Origin of the sequence: Bacillus sp. ISL-34 (assembly GCF_018613325.1) — a bacterium.
In the GTDB taxonomy this organism is placed as follows: Bacteria; Bacillota; Bacilli; order Bacillales; family DSM-1321; genus Peribacillus.
In genome coordinates this window covers 120094-139731 of sequence record NZ_JAGGQJ010000025.1, presented here as the reverse complement: position 1 = coordinate 139731, position 19638 = coordinate 120094, and the positions used below count along the sequence as shown (strand labels likewise).

The window sequence follows — 19638 nt, the reverse complement described above, 5'->3', positions numbered from 1 at the left end:
TGAACAAAAATAAAGAAGAGGAGGGATTCATATGCGTTGGGTTGTTCTCATTCTATTATTCTTTGGAGCCGTCATCAATTTTGCAGATAAATCGATCGTGGGTCTCGCAGCTGTTCCCATCATGAAGGAATTCAATCTTTCTTATGCGGAGTGGGGGCTTGTTGGGAGCAGTTATTATTGGCTCTACCCAGTGACAGGGATTTTTGGGGCAGCGTGGGCTGATCGGTTGGGGGCTAAAAAAGTGCTTGGGTTCATCATGCTGACATGGACTGTTTTGCAATTCGGCGTCTTAGCCATTACCGCTCTTCCATTATTAATTCTATACAGGATTTTACTGGGCGCATTCGAAGGGCCTTATAGCCCAATTGCTTACAGTCATGCCGATAAGTGGTTTCCGCCGAAGCTGAAAGGCTTTGCCAATTCGGTAGTGGTTGGCGGAGGAACCGTTGGTGCGATGATCGTGGCACCGATCCTCGTTTCCTTAATTACGATATTCGGCTGGAAGGTTGCCTTTGCCGCCCTTGGTGCAGCAAGCCTTGTTTGGTTCTTCCTCTTTCAATTTTTAACAAAGGAAAATCCAGTTGAAGTATACGAAAACGTACAAAAGAAAAAGAAAGTAAAACTAGAAAAAATAAAAGTGAAAGACTTTTTGTTGCTATTGGCTTCACCTACTGCTTTGTTTACTACACTCGCTTATTTTTCAACGTATATTTTAGTTGTTTGGTTTTCTGTTTGGCTCCCGATTTATTTAGTGGAAGCCGTAAAAATGACTCCAGGTCAAATGGGAACCAGCGTAGCGATAATCGGAGTCGTTTCCGTATGTATTTATATGGGTGTTTCGATGGTGTCAGATCATTTATTCAAGAAGAATCAGAATTGGCGGTCATCAAGGGTATTCGTCGTCGGGGGCGCCATGATTCTTGGTGCATTGTTCTTTTCTTCAATCATGGTATTTCAAAATCCAATCTGGGTGATAGTCGCCATGTGTTTAGCAAAGGGCTTTACATATGCCATTTTACCGATTGGACCAACGATCATGATCAATGAAATGCAGGAACGGGGGGGATTGATGACAAGCATCTTAACATCATCAGGTAATATAGCGGGCATCATTGCACCTTTATTAACTGGCTATATCATAAGTTTAGCAGGAGGAAATGAAGTATTGGGTTATAACTTATCCATATTGTTCATGGCCATCCTTGTCCTGGCTTTTGGCATATTGTTTGCGATATTCGTTAAACCTGTCAAATCAAAAGGGAAACATAAAAATAAAAGTTCGGATAACTTTGACCTTAAATCCTCATAAGCAAGGGTCGAACCTGCTTACATTCAATGAACTAGTGAAGAGAAGGAATGCTCTCAAATAATGGTGTGAATAAAGGAAAAGGAGCGGATGGGAAATGAATAGAGATGCCGTAATAGTTTCTGCAGTTCGAACAGCAATTGGAAAACAGGGAGGTGCACTTGCATCGGTTCCTGCCCACGTATTTGGAGCAGAAGTGATGAAAGAAGCCTTGAAACGAGCGAATGTCGAACCTGGAATGATTGATGATGTAATCATGGGAAATGTATTAAGCGGGGGTGGAAACATTGCCAGGTTAACTGCGCTGGAAACTGGTCTCTCGATTCATCTTCCGGGATTGACTGTCGACCGTCAATGCGGCTCGGGAATAAATGCTGTCAACTTGGCTGCACAAGCGATCCGGGCTAGCGAAGGCGATGTCTATATCGCTGGTGGGGTCGAGAGCATGAGCAGGGCGCCATATTTGATGGATCGTCCGGAAAAAGCATACAGTGCAAAGCCACCGCAGTTCAGAAAGTCACGATTGTCCCCGAGAGAGATTGGTGATCCCCCGATGGGAATCACGGCTGAAAACTTAGCAAAAAAATATGAGGTCAGCAGGGAAGAACAAGATGAATTCGCTTTACAAAGCCAAAAAAATATGGCCAGAGCCGTGGAAGAGGGCCGTTTCAATGAGCAAATTGCTCCTATTTACATTCCCGTCAGAAAAGGTGAAGATATCGAATTTAAATTGGATGAACATCCACGGCCGCAAATAACGAAAGAAGGGCTAGCCAAATTAACACCTGCGTTTTTAGAAGGCGGGTCCGTCACTGCAGGCAATAGTTCGGGCTTGAATGATGCCGCATCAGCATTGGTCATAATGTCGAGGGAAAAAGCGGTCGAATTGGGGATTAAGCCTTTAGCTTTGATTAGGGCACAGGCCGTTGCAGGGGTAGATCCAAATTATATGGGAATAGGACCTGTTCCCGCTATAAGAAAGGTAATGGAGAAATCAGGGCTTTCCTTAAATGAAATGGACATCATTGAAATTAATGAAGCCTTCGCCGCTCAAGTCATTGCTTGCAATCGGGAGCTTGACATGAATCCCTCCAGAGTGAATGTGAACGGGGGAGCCATCGCACACGGACACCCACTAGGTGCGACGGGTGCCATCCTCATGACGAAAGCGGTTTATGAATTGAAGCGATCTGCCGGAAGATTTGCTCTCATTACAGCTTGCATTGGAGGCGGACAGGGAATTGCTACGATACTTGAGCGTGAAGCCTGATTTTTATAAATGTGTTTACCAGAATACAATGAATTTCGTTAAATGATTAGAAAACATAGCATTCAGCCCTATATGCTTTATGAAGAAAACTTGTCAATGGCTGCTATACATGCCCAGACCTAAGGAGGAATAAACTCATGACAATCACTTTAACCAAGGAAATGCAGCAAATGAAGGAAATGATCCGTAATTTTGTTGAAAGGGAAGTGGAGCCGTACGCCATACAAATTGAAGAAGAAGATGCCATCCCGGAGCATTTGGTGGAAAAAGCAAAAGACCTTGGCTTATTCGGGATAAGCATTCCCGAAGAATATGGTGGAATTGGCTTAAATGCGGTGGGAAAGGCTACCGTATTGGAGCAGTTAGGAAGGACCCATAATGGTTTTGTTTCATTAATAAGCGCCCACACCGGGATTGGCAGTACAGGTCTGGTTAAGCTAGCATCCGAACATTTGAAAAATAAATACTTGCCTGAAATGGCAGCAGGCACGAAAATTGGGGCCTTTGCTTTATCTGAACCCGGCGCGGGATCGGATGCAACCAATTTAGCAACTAGTGCAGAAAAAAAGGGTGGTTACTGGGTGATGAACGGGACGAAACATTTCATCACGAATGGGCCGATAGCTGATGTTTATACCGTATTCGCTTTAACGGATAAAGATAAAGGGGCAAAGGGAGGGATTACCGCTTTTTTAGTAGAAAGAGATTTTCCCGGTTTGACTGTGGGCAAAAAGGACAAAAAAATGGGGTTGAGAGGATCATATACCTCACAGGTCATTTTTGAGGATTGTATCATACCTGAAGAAAATGTTATCGGCGAAGTGGGAATGGGATATATCTCTGCCCTTAAAATTTTAGGTGAAGGGCGTGTCGGTTTGGCTGCAAGAGCAGTGGGATCAAGCGGGAAATTAATTGAATTGTCAGCCAAATACGCAAAAGAGCGCATTCAATTCGGTAAACCAATCGCGGACAACCAAGCAATTCAATGGATGCTTGCAGATATGGCGACCGAAACGGAAGCCGCAAGGGCATTGACGATGATGGCGGCACAAAAGATTGATGAAGGGAAAAAAGTGATCAAGGAAGCATCAATGGCAAAACTGTTCGCTTCAGATGTTTTTAATCGGGTCGCGGATAAAGCGGTACAAATTCATGGCGGGATGGGATATATGGCTGAATATCCAGTTGAACGTTTTTATCGGGATGCCCGCATAACGAAAATCTATGAAGGAACGAATGAAGTCCAACGTTTAATCATTGCAAGGAACGTCTTGGAAGAGTGTTAAGTGTTTACTGTTTTATTCGGGCAGGTAGTACTTTGCCCATGTATCCGGTTTTTTAAGGGGGAGGAACAAAATGGGAGAAGAAATCGTGATCGTGAGTGCTGTACGAACACCAATTGGAAGGTACGGTGGAGCATTTAAAGAGATTAGTTCCGGTCATTTGGCGAGCATTGCCATTAAAGAAGCGATCAAGCGGGCGAATATTGCAGCTGAACAAGTGGATGAAGTCATTTTAGGGGAGGTTAGGCAAACGACCGAATCCTCGAATGTCGCGAGAGTGGCAGCACTGCGCTCAGGAATTCCCGATTCTGCACCGGCTTTTACGGTAAACCGGTTATGTGCATCCGGAATGCAGGCCATCGCCTCAGCAGCACAGCAGATAAGCTCAGGTCAAGCAAATATAGTCGTTGCAGGCGGTACGGAAAGCATGAGCCGCGCACCGCTTTATTTAAGAAGTGCCCGTTTTGGGGGAGACAGGACCAAACTAGTGGATTCTAATACTGAAGCTGGACAGCAGCCTAAGGAGATTTATGGAAAAAGTTTGGGGATGGGTATCACCGCTGAAAATGTCGCACAGCGATACAACATATCCAGGGAAGAACAAGATGCCTTTTCAGTGGAAAGTCAACGAAGAGCGGCGCAAGCGATGGAAGAAGGAAAGTTCAAGGATGAGATCGTTCCTGTCCATGTCCCTGACAGGAAGAGTACGGTTACCATTGAAACGGATGAATATCCACGTCCGGACACCACAATGGAAAAGCTAGCAAGCTTAAAACCGGCATTCAGGGAAAATGGAACCGTCACTGCAGGGAATGCTTGTGGCCGTAATGACGGGGCAGCTGCATTGGTATTAATGAAAGCCAGTGAAGCAGAACGGTTGCAAGTACAGCCAATCGCAAAGATTGTCGATTGGGCGACTGCAGGAGTTTCTCCTGATGTGATGGGAATTGGTCCAGTACCAGCCGTTGGAAAACTTATGGAGCGCACCGGGAAAAAAGTCGAAGAAATTGGGCTTTTCGAATTAAATGAAGCGTTCGCTTCACAGGCATTGGCAGTAATCAGGGATTTATCGCTAGATGAAAGCAAAGTTAATGTAAATGGGGGAGCCATTGCACTTGGGCACCCAGTCGGATCGACGGGTGCCAGAATCGTGACAACGCTAATATATGAACTGATTCGCAGGAAAGAAAGATATGGAGTCGCTACACTTTGTGTTGGCGGCGGACAGGGAATGGCTATCATGATTGAAACGATATAGGCCAACGATAAAGGAGTGGAAACCCCATACGTTTCTGCTCCTTTCCGTATATAAGTTGAATCGCGCATAAGTGAGGGGGAGAAAGATTGCCAGTTGAAGTGGAGGATATTCGGAATCAATTCGAAAGTAGTGCATTCTTTTCACATATAGGGTTTGAAATCATTCGGTTCGAAGAAGGGAATGTAACGATAAAGCTAAGCATTGAAGAACATTTACTTAATGTTAATGGAACACTGCACGGGGGCATTCATGCTACAATGCTGGATACCATTCTAGGAATGGTGACTCGTTCCGTTACAAAATCCAAAGTCGTGACGACAAGCTTAACTGTACATTATTTAGCCAGCATATCAAGCGGTGAACTATTTGCGGAAGCAAAAGTTCTTCAAAAAGGATACAAAATTGCCTTTACTGAAGGAGAAATAAAAGATACTGAAGGCAGCATCATTGCAAAGGGAACAGGAATTTTCAAAATCATTCGTGATAAATGAGGCAAGGATGATCAAAGTTGGCTTGCCTATGTTCCATTTTAATAGAAAAGAATGAGGTGTGAAAAAAATTGACTAGAACTTGGCATGGATTTTATCCGAAAGAAACTCCTGCTGTAATTGACATTCCATCATTGTCATTATATGGACTCCTTGAACGTTCAGCCCGACTTTACCCGACCTGCAAAGCTGTTATAGATGGGGAGCGTGAAATGACATATATGGAATTGAAAAGTGCCTCAGATCGTTTTGCTGTGAATTTAGACAACCGTGGATTTCAAAAAGACGATCGTATAGCAATCATGCTGCCAAATTGTCTAGAATATATCATTGCCTATTATGCCATCCTTCGTTTGGGAGGTGTGGTCGTTCAAGTGAACCCACTGTATCAGTCGAGTGAATTGAATTATATATTACGGGATTCCGAAGCCAATTGGTTCATTGGGCGTGAGGAACAACGGGAAAAATTAGAGCTAACAAGTTTTTCTGATAGGTTAACGTTCATATCCTCCGAACAATTAACGGAAACTGGAACGGATTTATCAAGGAAAGATAAGGAACTTCCTGATATGGCTATCGATCCCAAGGAAGCAGTGGCTGTTCTTCAATATACAGGGGGAACTACAGGGAAATCAAAAGGGGTTATGCTCACGCATTTTAATTTGATCTCGAATGTTTATCAAGATTTTGCCTTTACGGCAAATGCCCTTCAAATCCAAAGGCCTGGGGAACGGATGCTTGGATTGACCCCATTATTCCATGTGTTTGGTAATGGACGTTTGAATAGTGCCATATATGCCGGATCGACTTTTATCACATTAGAGAAATTTGAAATAAACAAGGTGGTGGATTTGATTCGAACACATCGGCCAACCATTTTTCCAGGTGTCCCGACCATGTATATTGCTTTACTGAATCACCCGGATTTAACGGCGGACGATTTAAGCTGCTTTAAGTACTGCAGCTGTGGTTCAGCCCCGCTCCCGATAGAAATCATTCATCAGTTCGAAAAAAAATTACGGGTTACAATATTCGAAGGGTTTGGAATGACGGAAACTTCACCCACTACCCACCGCAATCCAGTCATAGGACAGAAAAAACCAGGAAGCATCGGAATCCCATATCCAAATACCGACGCTAAAATCGTCGACCTGAAAACAGGCATTGATGAATTGCCAGCAGGTGAAAGAGGCGAACTGATCATTAAAGGTCCGCAAGTAATGAAGGGATATTGGAAAAATCCAGAGGAAACGGCAACAGCTTTGCGGGATGGATGGCTTTACACTGGGGATATCGCGACGATGGATGAAAACGGATATTTTTATATCGTAGGCAGGAAAAAAGATATGATCATTGCAAGCGGTTATAATGTTTATCCAATCGAAGTCGAGGATATTATTTATCAGCATCCAGCCGTAAAAGAGACATGTGTATATGGGGTTCCGGATTCATACCGTGGGGAAACGGTAAAAGCGGCCATTGTCTTAAAGAAAGGAAAGTCAGTCCCGGAGCAGGAAATCAGGGAGTTTTGCGTCCAACGATTGGCCAGATACAAAGTGCCGCGAAGTTTTGAGTTCAGGGAACAACTGCCAAAATCAGCTGTCGGGAAAATATTGCGCAGAATATTAATGGAGGAAGTAACACAGAACCCTACTGTCGGGGAGAGATAAGCATTTCATTTATCGTTAGGGAACTCATATGAAACCCTAAATAAGTGAAACCTTTTTTCGAGGTTCCCCTTATTTAGGGTTTAAAGACTATAAAACTACTTTCCTTTTAGGGGAATTTCAATGAAGTCCCATCCACCAATAATTCATGAGACTCACCATCCGCTATATCATCGGTAGTGAATGAAAAGGAATCCAGCCCCTCGAAGTTTGCCTCGGGATCAACCAATAAACCAATTGTGCCTTTTCCCATTTCTCCTGGTTGGTAATCTGACCGGCTTACTTTTTTTGTCCCTATAAAAGTATCTCCGGAATGGATGAAATTTTTAGAAGGCACATCATATGTAAGATCATCATTGAAAGTAACATTTTCCATGCTGAAGAACTGAAGTTCCTTTGAATCTTTATTTTCCACAGAATAAGTTATCTCTAGATAAGAAACCTCTTCATCGATATCCGTTTTAGACAACGCAGCCTATTGATCGATTTCCTCCATGGATAAATTATCTTTATAATATATCGAATAGGCCTCTTCAAAACTCAATCCCGTATAGGACTTGAGCTCCTCCTTTACTTCATCTGTGAGTGATGATAATTGAATCCTGCGGATATCCTTGATTGTGATGACCATCGGTGCCAATTCAAATGACTCATTAATAGACTTCGTTTCCAGTAATGTGAATGTTCCCCAATCTTTTTGGCGAACCGTATCGCCGACTTTTTTAAGATGGGTCCCGCCATATTCCTCCACCTCAGGAATTTTGGACACCTTGGCTTCGATCTCGAAATAATTGAAGGCAATTACACTTAAACAAATAAGCAATAATCCAACAATTGTTGAAATGATCGCTCTTTTCCGGATACTTCATCACTCCTTGTCTTAAACCATTGATGTCAAAGTATAATATACCATTTTTTTTTGCAAATGAAGGAAAGAAGAGTACCTGAAGGATGACCCTTTTGATTCTAGTACAATTGCCATGTTCCTCCATTTAATTCGAAGTTCCCTGTCCATGATAATGATTTTTCAGCTACAGTACAAGCCGTTTTATATTATAGTCATATCATATTACGAAGGGGAAATCTTGGGAAATTGAAAACATGCTTGGTAATGGATTCAGAGATGATGAATACGGCTTGGGAACGACAAATTTCTTTACTTATATTATTTGCCGTTCATGAAACTGCTGCAATTGCTCTTTCAAGGACATTATTTTTGTATCAATAAAATCAACCTGAGCTGAATCTTTTCCTTTATTGATTCTTCTATGTACTCGTTTTTTCATCCCTGGAAACCCATCTCTCTAGTAACAAATTTTTTAAAAAAGGAGACGTTTAGGGAATGTTATGGCCAATTAACAATGGTAAGGAAAGGATACATCAGCCGAATAAAAGTACAATGCTGTCCCGGCAAGAGATAAAAGCCATTGAGTCCTGGATATCTCAAATGGGGAAATTCCAATTTTATAAAACAGCTGGACAGAAAATGTCTACTGCCAGAAAAACGCTAAAGTTCAAGTATAATATCATTGGGCATGGATTTAACCGAGTTGTCTATGATTTAAATAATGGCTATATATTAAAAGTTGCATTTTCGGAAGTAGGCTTAATAAGCAATGCAAATGAGGCTTATATATATAATAACTGTAATGAGGAAGTCAAAAAGTATATTTGTCCGGTTAAGGAGCATGGGACGGGCTGGATTATCATGAAGAAGGTGGACACGAAAGTGCCGTTTGCAATCAAGGAATATACGAAACTGATCAAGTTGGAATTAAAATTCCTGAGGTACGGTATTATACCAATAGATTTGCGTTTAGATAATGTCGGATATAATGAGAATGATGAAATGGTTGTCATTGATTATGGTCTGTTCACCATGGATCTCAAAAGCCCTGTGCTGCGCTGGTTAGTTTGATATGGTTCTATCCAAATATATGATTGATAAATTATGGCTGCTAATGGCAGTCTTTTTTTGAGAATTCAAATCCATTATTCCTTAAGGTGAATAAATGGTACAAAAAGATGGAAATATTATGAGCTTTTTAGATGAAAACAAAACGATAACTTCTTAAATAAGGCAAAAGCTCGAGTAACAAAGGTAGTAAAATTAAATGCTGATTTGCACTATAAAACAAAACTGTTCGTAGCAAAAAAAAGGAACTTGAATTACCGTTACAGAATTGTTGAAGCAGCAGTCTATAAAAAATAGTGACATAGAAAAAACTATTAAAGACTAAAAAAGAATGATTGCTGACCAGAACAAACATCAATTGTTAATTATGACTGTTAATATTAATTATTTATAAAAAGCAGAACAAGAGATTCCTTTTATCTTATTTAAGACTGTAGACACACTCGAACGTTGATTTCCACTTCAGGCACTCGCTTTCCGCGGGCGGGTCCCGGGAGCCTCCTCGGCGCTCTTTGCGCCTGCAGGGTCTCCCTTGGACGCGCTATTCCCGCAGGAGTCTCGCATCTTTCGTTCCAATCAACTTTGTCGAACATATGAATCCCCCTCAAAACATGAATGTCGCAAAGAAGTAAAGTAAGGCTCCATAAAATGTGACAGGCAAAATAATACGCATCACCTTTTCAAAATGATCTGCAATATCAATCGCACCCCATCGATCTAATATCTGTTCAATGAATGCTACTCCTAAGGCAATGCTCCTATGGTTAAAATCCTGGGATCTAGCATAGCAAATGGACTAAAAGGAACAAATTTAATAAGCTTTGAAAGGATGGGTTTCGTTGGGGATTTTGTGAGAGGTTTATGGAGGAAGTTTCGAAAGCCAAAATAATGAGAAGTTTTCACTTCCTTTGCTAATAAACCGCTTGCATTCCTCTTAGTCTTTGGTTAAGTTGCATAAAAAAATAAAAAAATTATCAATTTATACAAAGTTAATTTCACTTATGTTGAATAATCATACCAGAAAATAAGGAATAGCTCTTTTAATTCCTTTTGTTTTGTTTCCTTAGTTCACTTAACTATGTTCTAAGAAATAATGGACTTAAAATGATGATGAATGCTGTTGCAGCGATTGTGATTGCTGAATAAATTAATAAATAGATATGATTGTGCAATTACCCTTTTCCTTCCTGTATATCCACATATTATTAAGGGGGATTTTATAATGAAAAAAGTTGAATTCAATAAAGAATATTTGGAATTAATCGGAAATTTACCTGATTCTCTTGAGGAGTATCAGTTTTACCTTGGACTGAAAGAACGGAAAATTTATTTTAATTTTGATGTGGATACAACCATTGTCAATAAAATTGTTTATTGGATTCAAGAATGGAATCAAGAAGATGAAGAATTAAATATTCCAATAGATAAAAGAAAGACAATACAAATTTATATAACATCTAATGGTGGGGATGTAGTGGCAGGTTTTTCTGCCATTGATGCTATTAAATCAAGTAAAACGAAAGTTGAAACCATTGGTGTGGGATCTTGTGTTTCTATGGGTGCGTTACTGTTGATTAGTGGACATTATAGAAAAGCATATCCCAATACAGTAATTCTTATTCATGATGGAAGTATGTCTGTTCAATCAACTTCTAAGAAGGCTAAAAATACAATGAATTTCTATGATCGTTTAGATAATCGTATTAAGAACTTTATTGTGGAAAATACCAACATTTCAGAAGAATTGTATACTGAAAAGGGAGATGAAGAATGGTACATGTTTGCAAATGACGAAGGATTGAGTTTAGGAATAGTACATGAAATAATTTAATAGTTAGTTAATAGGGAAGTGAAATTAGGTTGCAATTCTTTCCTTTTTAATTTATAACTTGCTCCTATCTGATCTTTACCATATTGGACAGTGTAATAATCTCTTCAACTAACAGTTGTAGGTTAGTTGAAGAAAAAGTGGCATTTTAAAAGGGCAAATAAAATTAATAAGGAATTATGGCTATGTCAAAAGGAGGGGAGTTTGGAGATTACAATGAAGTGATTAGTCGAAGCGGTGAATTGTGTGAGCCATTCTTCAGAGTTTACTAATTCCAAGAATTAAGTTTATCTAATTGCAACCGGTGAAGAGATTTCATCGAATTATCTAAATGAAAGAAGCATGTTACGAAGGGCTTTTTTGTGCAACATGCTTTTTTATCCGGTTTAAAGGACCATAACTGATGATACAACGCTTGCCACTTTTTTATCATTTTGAAATAAATCTGCAAGTACATAAGCTGTTTTTTTTCCGATCCGGTCCACTTTTGCTTCAACCTGTACGTCTCCTAATCTTACTGGCCGATGAAAGGTAGTATGTAAATCAATGGATGCGAAGGATTGTCCGATACTTAATTTAGATGAAATCGCATAAGCCATTATAATATCTGCTGCAGAAGTGACAAATCCCCCCATTGCTACCCCATTTCCGTTGATGAATTTTTCATCTACTTTCCATAGTCCCCTAGCAATTCCATCCTGGGCATAATTTGCTTCAATCTGTAATGTTAAATCACAATTCGGAGGCTGTTTTCCCTCTGTTAATACTTGTAAAAGTTCGTTTCCTTTAAATGATTCCCCCATAAAATAGCCCCCCTTTAATAAATTGAAACTACTGAATATTCTAACATATATCTTGATGTCAATGAAGTTGTTAACTTTACAAATAAAGTAAATTAAAAATGAAGAAGGGAGCGGATTTATGAAATCAACTGGAATGTTTGAGCGTTATTTCCACTCCAGGTACTCGCTTTCCGCGGGCGGTCCCGGGAGCCTCCTCGGCTTGCGCCTCCGGGGTCTCCCTAGACGCGCTTTTCCCGCAGGAGTCTCGCACCTTCCGTTCCAATCAACATTTTTTGAAAAAATCAGATAGAGGCCCTTTTGTCTAAAAAGGGGGTTCGGAACGGTCTCATCTCGAACCATGATTTTAAAACAACACTAGATTATCCTTCATCTTATTTTACTTTTTTATATGGATGAAACCTTTATTGGATTGAAGAAATTTGCGACACTCCTGCCGAATAACTGGCTAGCCGAGACCCCGCAGGCGCTTGCTATGATGAGGCTTGGCAGACAGTCGGCGGAAAGGGAGCGGATTTCTGAAATCAAAACTGGAATGTTTTTTTAAAGAAAAAACTGTAGGCAAACTGGCGATTCTTCATATTTGTCTACAGTCTACCTTCTTATAGTCTTTTTTTGCTTCCTATCTGGATGGAAAATTGCGGCCTTGAATATGAAATCAATAATTATCAAAAAAGTCAAAAATCTTCTTCTTTTTCTAATTAAATTGTGATAGTGTATAAAACAAAGAAGTATATCCTTCATCATTTTAATAATAAGAAGTATTTAATTCATCAGAAAGGAGTGATATTGTGGAACATCTCCCATTTAAATTATTAGTGAAAGAAAAATTTGACCATTTATCGACAGGTCAAAAAAAAGTTGCCGCTTATCTGATTGAAAATATGGATGAAGCAGCCTTTAAAACGGCTTTTCAAATAGGTCGGGAAGCGGAGGTCAGTGAAACGACGGTCATTCGGTTTTCCTATTCATTAGGATTTGAAGGGTTTAGTAAAATGCAGGACAGAATTCAAAAACAGCTGCTGCACCAAAATCAAATGGATTTATCCAATAGTGATTCCATTCTTAGCGTTGATGACAAGCAAGATCCATTTACCAAAGTGATAGAAAACGAAGTACATATTTTAAGACATCTATTAGATCATACGAACGTCCAGGATATATGGAAAGCTGTTGATGTCTTGATCCAAGCTGACCAAATATTAATTGCAGGGCATCGCATTTCCCATGCCGCCGCCTATTGGTTCTCCTATACGCTAAGTTCATTAAGGGAAAATGTAAGTTTATGTTCACCAACTGGTGACTTCTATGAAAAGTTTTGTAACCTCACTAACAAGTCTGTGATGGTTGTTTTTTCCTTTCCGAGGTATGCGAATGAAACATTAAAAGTTGCTGAGTGTGCCAAAGAACAAGGAGTTTGTTTAATTTCAGTTACAGACCGCCTTCTGTCACCTGTTGGCCGCATCGCTGATATTGCACTGACAACTGAAGAAAACGCAGAAACCGGAACGAATTCAATCGCTTCCGTCATTAGCTTATTGGACTTGGTTATTGCAGGCATAAATCAAAAAGACGCAAAACGGATATATACCCATCAGCAAAAATTAGAAAGGCTGTATTCAAGTTATGAAGTGTTTAATGAATAGTTTAAATGTAATGGAGGAGGTGCATCATTTTGAACCCGATTCAATATGTTGATCAGCATCAAGAATTATTGTTAACGTCCTACCATGACCTTCATTCCTTGGCTGAGCCAAGCTGGCAGGAGGAAAGAACGTCTAGCTATATTTTAAAATGTCTTAGGGAAGCGGGAATAACCCTAAAAACATTTCAGAGCCATTATGGAATTATTGCCGAGATTCCAGGCATCTCAAAAAAGGTTGTGGCATTAAGGGCTGATATGGATGCGCTTGTTCAGGAAGTAGATGGAATTGTAAAGGCCAATCATTCATGTGGACACGACGCACATAGCACAATGGTTTTATATACAGCATTGGCCATTGCCTCCAGCGGAATCCGGCCTAAACACACTCTGCGATTTATATTTCAGCCTGCGGAAGAAAAAGGAGAAGGCGCTCTTCAAATGATCAATGATGGCGCGTTGGAGAATGTTACATATTTATTCGGGGTACATGTAAGACCCAGTACGGAGGTTCCTTATATGAAGGCTTCCCCCGTCATTGTCCATGGCTCTGCCGAAACAATAAGGGGAACAATCAAAGGCATTCAGGCCCATGCATCCCGTCCGCAAGATGGAATAAATGTAATCGAGGCAGCAGCTTTGCTTGTCCAAAAATTACAGCAGATTAATCTGGAAACCGAAATTCCTTATTCCATCAAAATGACTCAATTTGAAACAAACAACAAAGCATCAAACGTTATTCCTGAAACAGCTGTCTTTGCTATTGATGCCCGAGCGCAGTCAAATGATGTAATGAATGAACTAAATCGCTTAACGAAGGAAGCTTTTGACCAAACAATGGAACAATCGGAAACATCGATCTCCTGGTCTTCGGAAGAATTTGTCCCAGCTGCGAGCTTGCATGAAAAAGCGATAAAGCTGGCTGAGGCCGCAATAGGAGATATCCTCGGGACGGAAAATGTCGTTCCAGTCTGTGTTTCTCAAGGAGGCGAGGATTTTCATTTTTATACAGCCAAAAATCCTGATCTAACAGCAACCATGATAGGGTTAGGCTGCGATTTAACGCCTGGTCTGCACCATCCGGATATGAAGTTTAACTTACAAGCACTTATCTATGGAACGAAAATTTTAATTACCACAGTAATGATGACGGCAGGAGAATAAAATTTTTCAATGAAAAATCTACTGAAGGGGTGTTTTATGGAAAATACCGCACAAACATCACAAACCAGGGACCAAACAGCTACTGATGAAAAACAACTGGAGCGCAAACTCAAACCAAGGCATCTTTCCATGATTGCAATCGGCGGAACCATCGGAACGGGACTATTTTTAGCGAGCGGTTCCATTATACATACTGCGGGTCCTGGAGGAGCTGTAGCTGCCTATATAATTGCCGGAATCATGGTTTACCTTCTGATGACAAGCTTAGCCGAAATGGCTGCCCTTATTCCTATTACAGGCTCTTTCAGTACATATACATCAAGGTTTGTCGATCCGGCTTTAGGTTTTGCGATCGGATGGAACTATTGGTATAACAATGCAATCGTAGTCGCGTTGGAATTAGCAGCTTCCTCCCTGATCATGAAATATTGGCTGCCTTCTGTCCCGGGCATCATTTGGAGCGCATTATTTCTTGCAGTCATATTTGGCCTGAATATTCTATCGGTAAAAGGATATGGAGAATCAGAATTCTGGTTTGCCATTATAAAGGTTTTCACGATTATCATTTTTATAGCAGTGGGGTTATTAATGATTGTAGGAATCATGGGAGGGGAAGCCGTAGGTTTTGAAAATATCACCAAAGGTGAGGCACCGTTTAAAGGAGGCTTTTTATCCGTTATAAGTGTCTTTATGGTGGTTGGATTTGCCTTTCAAGGCACCGAGTTAGTAGGAATTGCGGCAGGCGAGAGTGAAAATCCGAGAAAAAATATACCCAAGGCCATTAAGCAAATCTTCTGGAGACTCCTCTTGTTTTATGTATTGGCGATAATTGTGATTGGATTTTTAATCAGCTATAATGATCCGCGTTTGTTAAGCTCGGATATTGAAGATATTGCGGTAAGTCCCTTTACTTTAGTTTTTCAAAACGCTGGGCTTGCCATCGCTGCCTCCGTTATGAATGTAGTCATTCTTACTTCTGTTCTTTCTGCAGGCAATTCCGCCATGTACGGAGCTTCTCGTGTGCTTTGGGTGCTGGCGAAAGAAGGCAAAGCCCCTTCGTTTCTAAAAAAAGTGAATTCAGGCGGCATACCAGTGAACGCTGTGTACTTTTCTACCATCGTTGGGATGGCAGCTTTCCTGACCTCTCTTTTCGGTGAAGGCACGATTTATACTTGGTTATTGAATGCTGCAGGATTATCCGGCTTTTTATCCTGGCTAGGAATTTCGATTACACATTATCGATTCCGGAAGGCATATATTGCACAAGGAAGAGATTTAAAAGATTTGCCTTATGTATCAAAATGGTACCCCTTCGGTCCAATATTAGCGACAATTTTATGTGTTACGGCTATCCTGGGACAAAATTACTCTGCTTTTTTTGGCCCTGAGATTGACTGGTATGGAATTTTAATTTCTTATATCGGGCTTCCTTTATTTCTCCTGGCTTTTCTAGGCTATAAAATCGTAAAGCGAACAAAAATGATTCCATTGCAAGAAGCTGATTTCAGTAAAGTGGAATGATATCTTTTTTAAAAAAATAGGAGAGTCTTTCGTTTTAAACATAAAGTATTTAAATGATAGCTCCAGTGCCTAGCAACGATAAGCCGTCAGCTGTGGAACTTACTTGTCCATCTTATGTTGGGTCGATCAAGGCGCTTGTGCTTTTCATAGGAGGTTAACCATGACGAATACACATGAAATTGCAATTCGTTCTCTTCATCGAATTGAAGAGCTAGAGGAAGTAAGAAAGCTAGAATCCGCCATTTGGGGAGAAACCGACTCAATCCCTTCACACCAAACCATAACTGCTGTGAAAAACGGCGGTTTGGTTATTGGAGCATATTGCGAGGAGAAGCTGATTGGATTTCAATACAGCTTTCCGGGATTCAATGGGCAATCAGTCTATCTTTGTTCACATATTCTAGGAATAGATAAGAAATTTCGCAACAAAGGTATAGGGGAGAAGTTAAAGTTAGCACAACGTGAGGAAGCGTTAAAACTCGGCTATTCCCTTATTACCTGGACATACGATCCTTTAGAAAGTATTAATGGGTATTTGAATATAGCCAAGCTTGGTGGGGGATGTTCCACATATATTGCAAACTGCTATGGTGAAATGGAAGATCTTTTAAACAGTGGAATTCCTTCTGACCGCTTTCTTGTCGAATGGCATATTGGTAAAAAGGAGAAAACGGATTCTAGTGGACAGGGAATACCGCTGGACTTTGTGATGGAAAACTCGCTTATTCAATGGGATAACATTGAAGAGGGATTGCCTGTTCCTTCTTTCACTCTTCCGCTGCCTGAACAAGAATGTGATACAGCTTTAGTGGCCATCCCAAAGGACTTCCAAACAATAAGAGTCACAAATAGTCAAGCGGCCAATGAATGGCGGATGAAAACCAGGGATATTTTTACCGCTTTATTTCAGCAAGGATGGCAGGTAACAGATTTCATAAAGAATTCCATGACGGAAATTCCCGTTCAGTTTTATGTGCTATCAAGGAAATAAGCATGTTTATTTTTAAATATGAATTAACAATAAGCTGCGTCAACTATTAAAAAGACTGGGTTAAATAGTTTTTATCCCCAAAAGGAGAATTTCCAAGTGAAAATTAAACAAGTTATTCTAAGGCATCTTAAGTTAGACTTGCTTGAACCTTTTACAACTAGCTTTGGGACGGAATACAATCGGGATTTTATCCTTGTAGAAGCCAAAAGCGATGATGGCATTTCCGGTTGGGCTGAATCTGTTGCGATGCTCGACCCTCTGTATAATGAAGAGACCTTAAAAACAAATTGGCATATACTCGAGGATTATCTAATTCCAATTATTCTTAAAAATGAAATCAAGCATCCGGATGAACTCTCTGAAAAATATTTCTCCCATATTCGCGGTAATTATATGGCAAAAGCAGCTTTAGAGGGTGCTGTATGGGATCTGTATGCTAAAAAGCAAGATGCTTCTCTCTCAAGTGTGTTAGGTGGAACAAAAAAGAAAATTGAAGTGGGAGTAAGCATCGGAATAAAGGACTCGATCGATTCGACCCTAGATATGATTGAAGCTCGTCTCGGTGAAGGCTATAAACGCTTTAAACTAAAAATCAAACCGGGCTGGGATGTTGAATTAATAGACAAGGTCCGAAAAGTATATCCTGAAATCCCCCTCATGGCAGATGCAAATTCAGCATATACCTTACAAGATATAGACCGGCTATCCGTCTTGGATGATTATAAATTAATGATGATTGAACAGCCGCTTGCCTATAACGATATCATTGACCATGCAGATTTACAGTCAAGGTTAAAAACACCTATTTGCCTGGATGAAAGCATTCACTCCTTAGAGGATGCAAGGAAAGCTATTAAATTAGGGAGCTGTAAAATTATTAATATCAAGATTGGCCGTGTCGGAGGTTTGACTGAATCCAAGAAAATCCATGATTTATGTCTTGAACATGAAATTCCGCTATGGTGTGGGGGTATGCTGGAATCAGGCATTGGGAGAGCGCATAATATTGCAATCACTTCACTGCCAAACTTCACTCTTCCGGGAGATACCGCAGCTTCCTCCCTCTACTGGGCAGAAGATATCATTGACCCTGAAGTTACAGTGGAAAACGGAATAATCAAAGTTCCGGAATTGCCTGGAATTGGCTATGAACCAAGCTTGGAAAAAATCAATAAGTATACTATACACAGTCAAACATTTAATTTAAATTAGAATTAGTTAAAAGAAAAAGGGCAGTTACTTGCTTCAACATCTATTTTCCTAACATAAAGGCATGATTCCCGAAGAAGGGAGCATGCCTTTTTTTGAATACATAATTATTGGAAGTACTTGCAATTCTGCGACTGCTTTTCGATAAACCCCTATCCTTGAGGAGCCATTCTGATCTTAAATAGATAATGGTTTTTATATCAGAATTAGGCACACAATACGTGGTATTCGTGGGTTTACTAACATTGATATTAAGTTCGGTAACAATTTTCCTAAGAAACTTGAGCCATTTTAAGCCTTTATAGCTGATTCACCAAACCTTTACAACATAAATTTACAATTATTTGAATGTATTCAATTGGTTATGTCCTGAAATAATAAGAAAAACGCAGGAGAAGCCATATGAACAGCAAAAAATGTTATAAAATATGTATCGCTATTTTTATATTTGTCTTAATGATGAATCACTCGGTCTATGCACTTGAATGGGAAGATGAAGAAGGGCCTATAAACTTTAAAATTGAGATATTACCTTGGGAAATAGTAAACAACACTATTCCTAATAAAACAAATTTCACCATTATAGACATTGAAACGGGATTATCATTTAAGGTTCAACGGAGAGCAGGTAGTCATCATGTCGATGCTCAGCCACTAACCAAGGAAGATACTCAGATTATGAAGGAAATTTATCATAATCAATGGAGTTGGAAAAGAAGAGCCATTATTGTATTAATTAATAATCAAATGATCGCTGCCTCTATGAATGGAATGCCACATGGTGCCGGTTCTCTTCAAAATGGTTTTTCAGGTCACTTCTGTATTCATTTCTATGGAAGTTTAACACATCGTTTAAAAAACGAAGATCCCTCTCATAAATTAATGATATTGAAAGCGGCCGGTAAGCTTGATGAATATTTAGGCACGGTAGGTCCCTACGAACTTATTCATATTTTTGCCATTGCCATAAATCAAGGAGATCGAAAATTATTAACACTGACCTTATCAAATCATGATCATTCCGATCGTTTCAATAAACTTGCAAAAAAAATTACATACTTTGCGGTTAGAGATTTTTCAGGACAACCACTTGAAGACGCTAACGGTTTAATACTCGTGGATGTACCGGTTCAAGTGAAAATTTATAAAAAGAGAGAAGGCAGTGAAAAGAAGATCATCCATTTTATGATCCGAAGGGAGAGTTTGACTGATCGTTGGTTTATTGATCAAGATGCCATTCATGCAGACTTAAAATAAGATTTATGAAGATTTAAAAATTAAACTCTAATCCAGTGT

At 40.0% G+C, this 19638-nt stretch carries 18 protein-coding genes; 14 read left to right on the top strand and 4 right to left on the bottom strand.

What is annotated here, in order from left to right; all coding sequences use genetic code 11:
• Window positions 1-31: 31 nt before the first annotated feature.
• The 6 genes from J7E52_RS17995 (at window position 32) to J7E52_RS17970 (ending at window position 7275) form a co-directional block, all read left to right on the top strand.
• Window positions 32-1309, top strand: a complete 1278-nt coding sequence (locus J7E52_RS17995; protein WP_214749470.1) for an MFS transporter — start codon at window positions 32-34, stop codon at window positions 1307-1309.
• A 94-nt stretch (window positions 1310-1403) separates the two neighbouring features.
• Window positions 1404-2576: a thiolase family protein gene (locus J7E52_RS17990; RefSeq protein WP_214749467.1), complete on the top strand. Its 1173-nt coding sequence runs from the start codon at window positions 1404-1406 to the stop codon at window positions 2574-2576.
• A 137-nt stretch (window positions 2577-2713) separates the two neighbouring features.
• The gene (locus J7E52_RS17985) at window positions 2714-3862 is read left to right on the top strand and encodes an acyl-CoA dehydrogenase family protein (protein WP_214749464.1); all 1149 of its coding nucleotides are present in this window, start codon (window positions 2714-2716) and stop codon (window positions 3860-3862) included.
• A 70-nt stretch (window positions 3863-3932) separates the two neighbouring features.
• Window positions 3933-5117, top strand: coding sequence for a thiolase family protein (locus J7E52_RS17980; RefSeq protein WP_214749461.1), 1185 nt, complete (start codon window positions 3933-3935; stop codon window positions 5115-5117).
• A gap of 86 nt (window positions 5118-5203) precedes the next feature.
• Window positions 5204-5608 (top strand): PaaI family thioesterase, encoded by a 405-nt coding sequence (locus J7E52_RS17975; RefSeq protein WP_214749458.1) that lies wholly within the window; start codon window positions 5204-5206, stop codon window positions 5606-5608.
• Window positions 5609-5676: 68 nt separating this feature from the next.
• Complete coding sequence (locus tag J7E52_RS17970) at window positions 5677-7275, top strand: long-chain-fatty-acid--CoA ligase (protein WP_214749456.1); 1599 nt, start codon at window positions 5677-5679, stop codon at window positions 7273-7275.
• 106 nt (window positions 7276-7381) lie between these two features.
• Here the strand turns inward: J7E52_RS17970 and J7E52_RS17965 are convergent, their stop codons facing one another.
• From J7E52_RS17965 to J7E52_RS27055, 3 genes are all read right to left on the bottom strand, one after another.
• Window positions 7382-7741, bottom strand: a complete 360-nt coding sequence (locus tag J7E52_RS17965; protein WP_214749453.1) for a hypothetical protein — start codon at window positions 7739-7741, stop codon at window positions 7382-7384.
• A gap of 6 nt (window positions 7742-7747) precedes the next feature.
• Window positions 7748-8041 carry a hypothetical protein gene (locus tag J7E52_RS17960; RefSeq protein WP_214749451.1) on the bottom strand — a complete coding sequence of 98 codons (294 nt, stop codon included), beginning with the start codon at window positions 8039-8041 and terminating at the stop codon, window positions 7748-7750.
• 391 nt (window positions 8042-8432) lie between these two features.
• Entirely contained in the window at window positions 8433-8558 is a 126-nt protein-coding gene (locus tag J7E52_RS27055) for a hypothetical protein (protein ID WP_286197860.1), read from the bottom strand.
• 56 nt (window positions 8559-8614) lie between these two features.
• Between J7E52_RS27055 and J7E52_RS17955 the strand changes: the two genes are divergently transcribed.
• Entirely contained in the window at window positions 8615-9190 is a 576-nt protein-coding gene (locus J7E52_RS17955) for a hypothetical protein (protein ID WP_214749449.1), read from the top strand.
• Window positions 9191-10409: 1219 nt separating this feature from the next.
• On the top strand, window positions 10410-11018 hold the full coding sequence (locus tag J7E52_RS17950) for a ClpP family protease (protein WP_214749446.1): 609 nt from the start codon (window positions 10410-10412) through the stop codon (window positions 11016-11018).
• Between the two features lie 383 nt (window positions 11019-11401).
• Here J7E52_RS17950 and J7E52_RS17945 read toward each other — a convergent pair whose 3' ends face one another.
• Window positions 11402-11818 (bottom strand): PaaI family thioesterase, encoded by a 417-nt coding sequence (locus J7E52_RS17945; protein WP_214749443.1) that lies wholly within the window; start codon window positions 11816-11818, stop codon window positions 11402-11404.
• A gap of 788 nt (window positions 11819-12606) precedes the next feature.
• Here J7E52_RS17945 and J7E52_RS17940 point away from each other — a divergent pair.
• The 6 genes from J7E52_RS17940 to J7E52_RS17915 all read left to right on the top strand — a co-directional run bounded on the left by J7E52_RS17940 (window position 12607) and on the right by J7E52_RS17915 (window position 19599).
• Complete coding sequence (locus J7E52_RS17940; RefSeq protein WP_214749440.1) at window positions 12607-13461, top strand: MurR/RpiR family transcriptional regulator; 855 nt, start codon at window positions 12607-12609, stop codon at window positions 13459-13461.
• 29 nt (window positions 13462-13490) lie between these two features.
• Complete coding sequence (locus tag J7E52_RS17935) at window positions 13491-14621, top strand: amidohydrolase (protein ID WP_214749437.1); 1131 nt, start codon at window positions 13491-13493, stop codon at window positions 14619-14621.
• A 36-nt stretch (window positions 14622-14657) separates the two neighbouring features.
• Window positions 14658-16142, top strand: coding sequence for an amino acid permease (locus J7E52_RS17930; RefSeq protein ID WP_214749434.1), 1485 nt, complete (start codon window positions 14658-14660; stop codon window positions 16140-16142).
• Between the two features lie 160 nt (window positions 16143-16302).
• Window positions 16303-17133: a GNAT family N-acetyltransferase gene (locus tag J7E52_RS17925; RefSeq protein WP_214749431.1), complete on the top strand. Its 831-nt coding sequence runs from the start codon at window positions 16303-16305 to the stop codon at window positions 17131-17133.
• 96 nt (window positions 17134-17229) lie between these two features.
• Window positions 17230-18345, top strand: a complete 1116-nt coding sequence (gene menC, locus J7E52_RS17920; RefSeq protein WP_214749428.1) for an o-succinylbenzoate synthase — start codon at window positions 17230-17232, stop codon at window positions 18343-18345.
• Between the two features lie 399 nt (window positions 18346-18744).
• Window positions 18745-19599 carry a hypothetical protein gene (locus tag J7E52_RS17915; protein ID WP_214749425.1) on the top strand — a complete coding sequence of 285 codons (855 nt, stop codon included), beginning with the start codon at window positions 18745-18747 and terminating at the stop codon, window positions 19597-19599.
• Window positions 19600-19638: the final 39 nt, after the last annotated feature.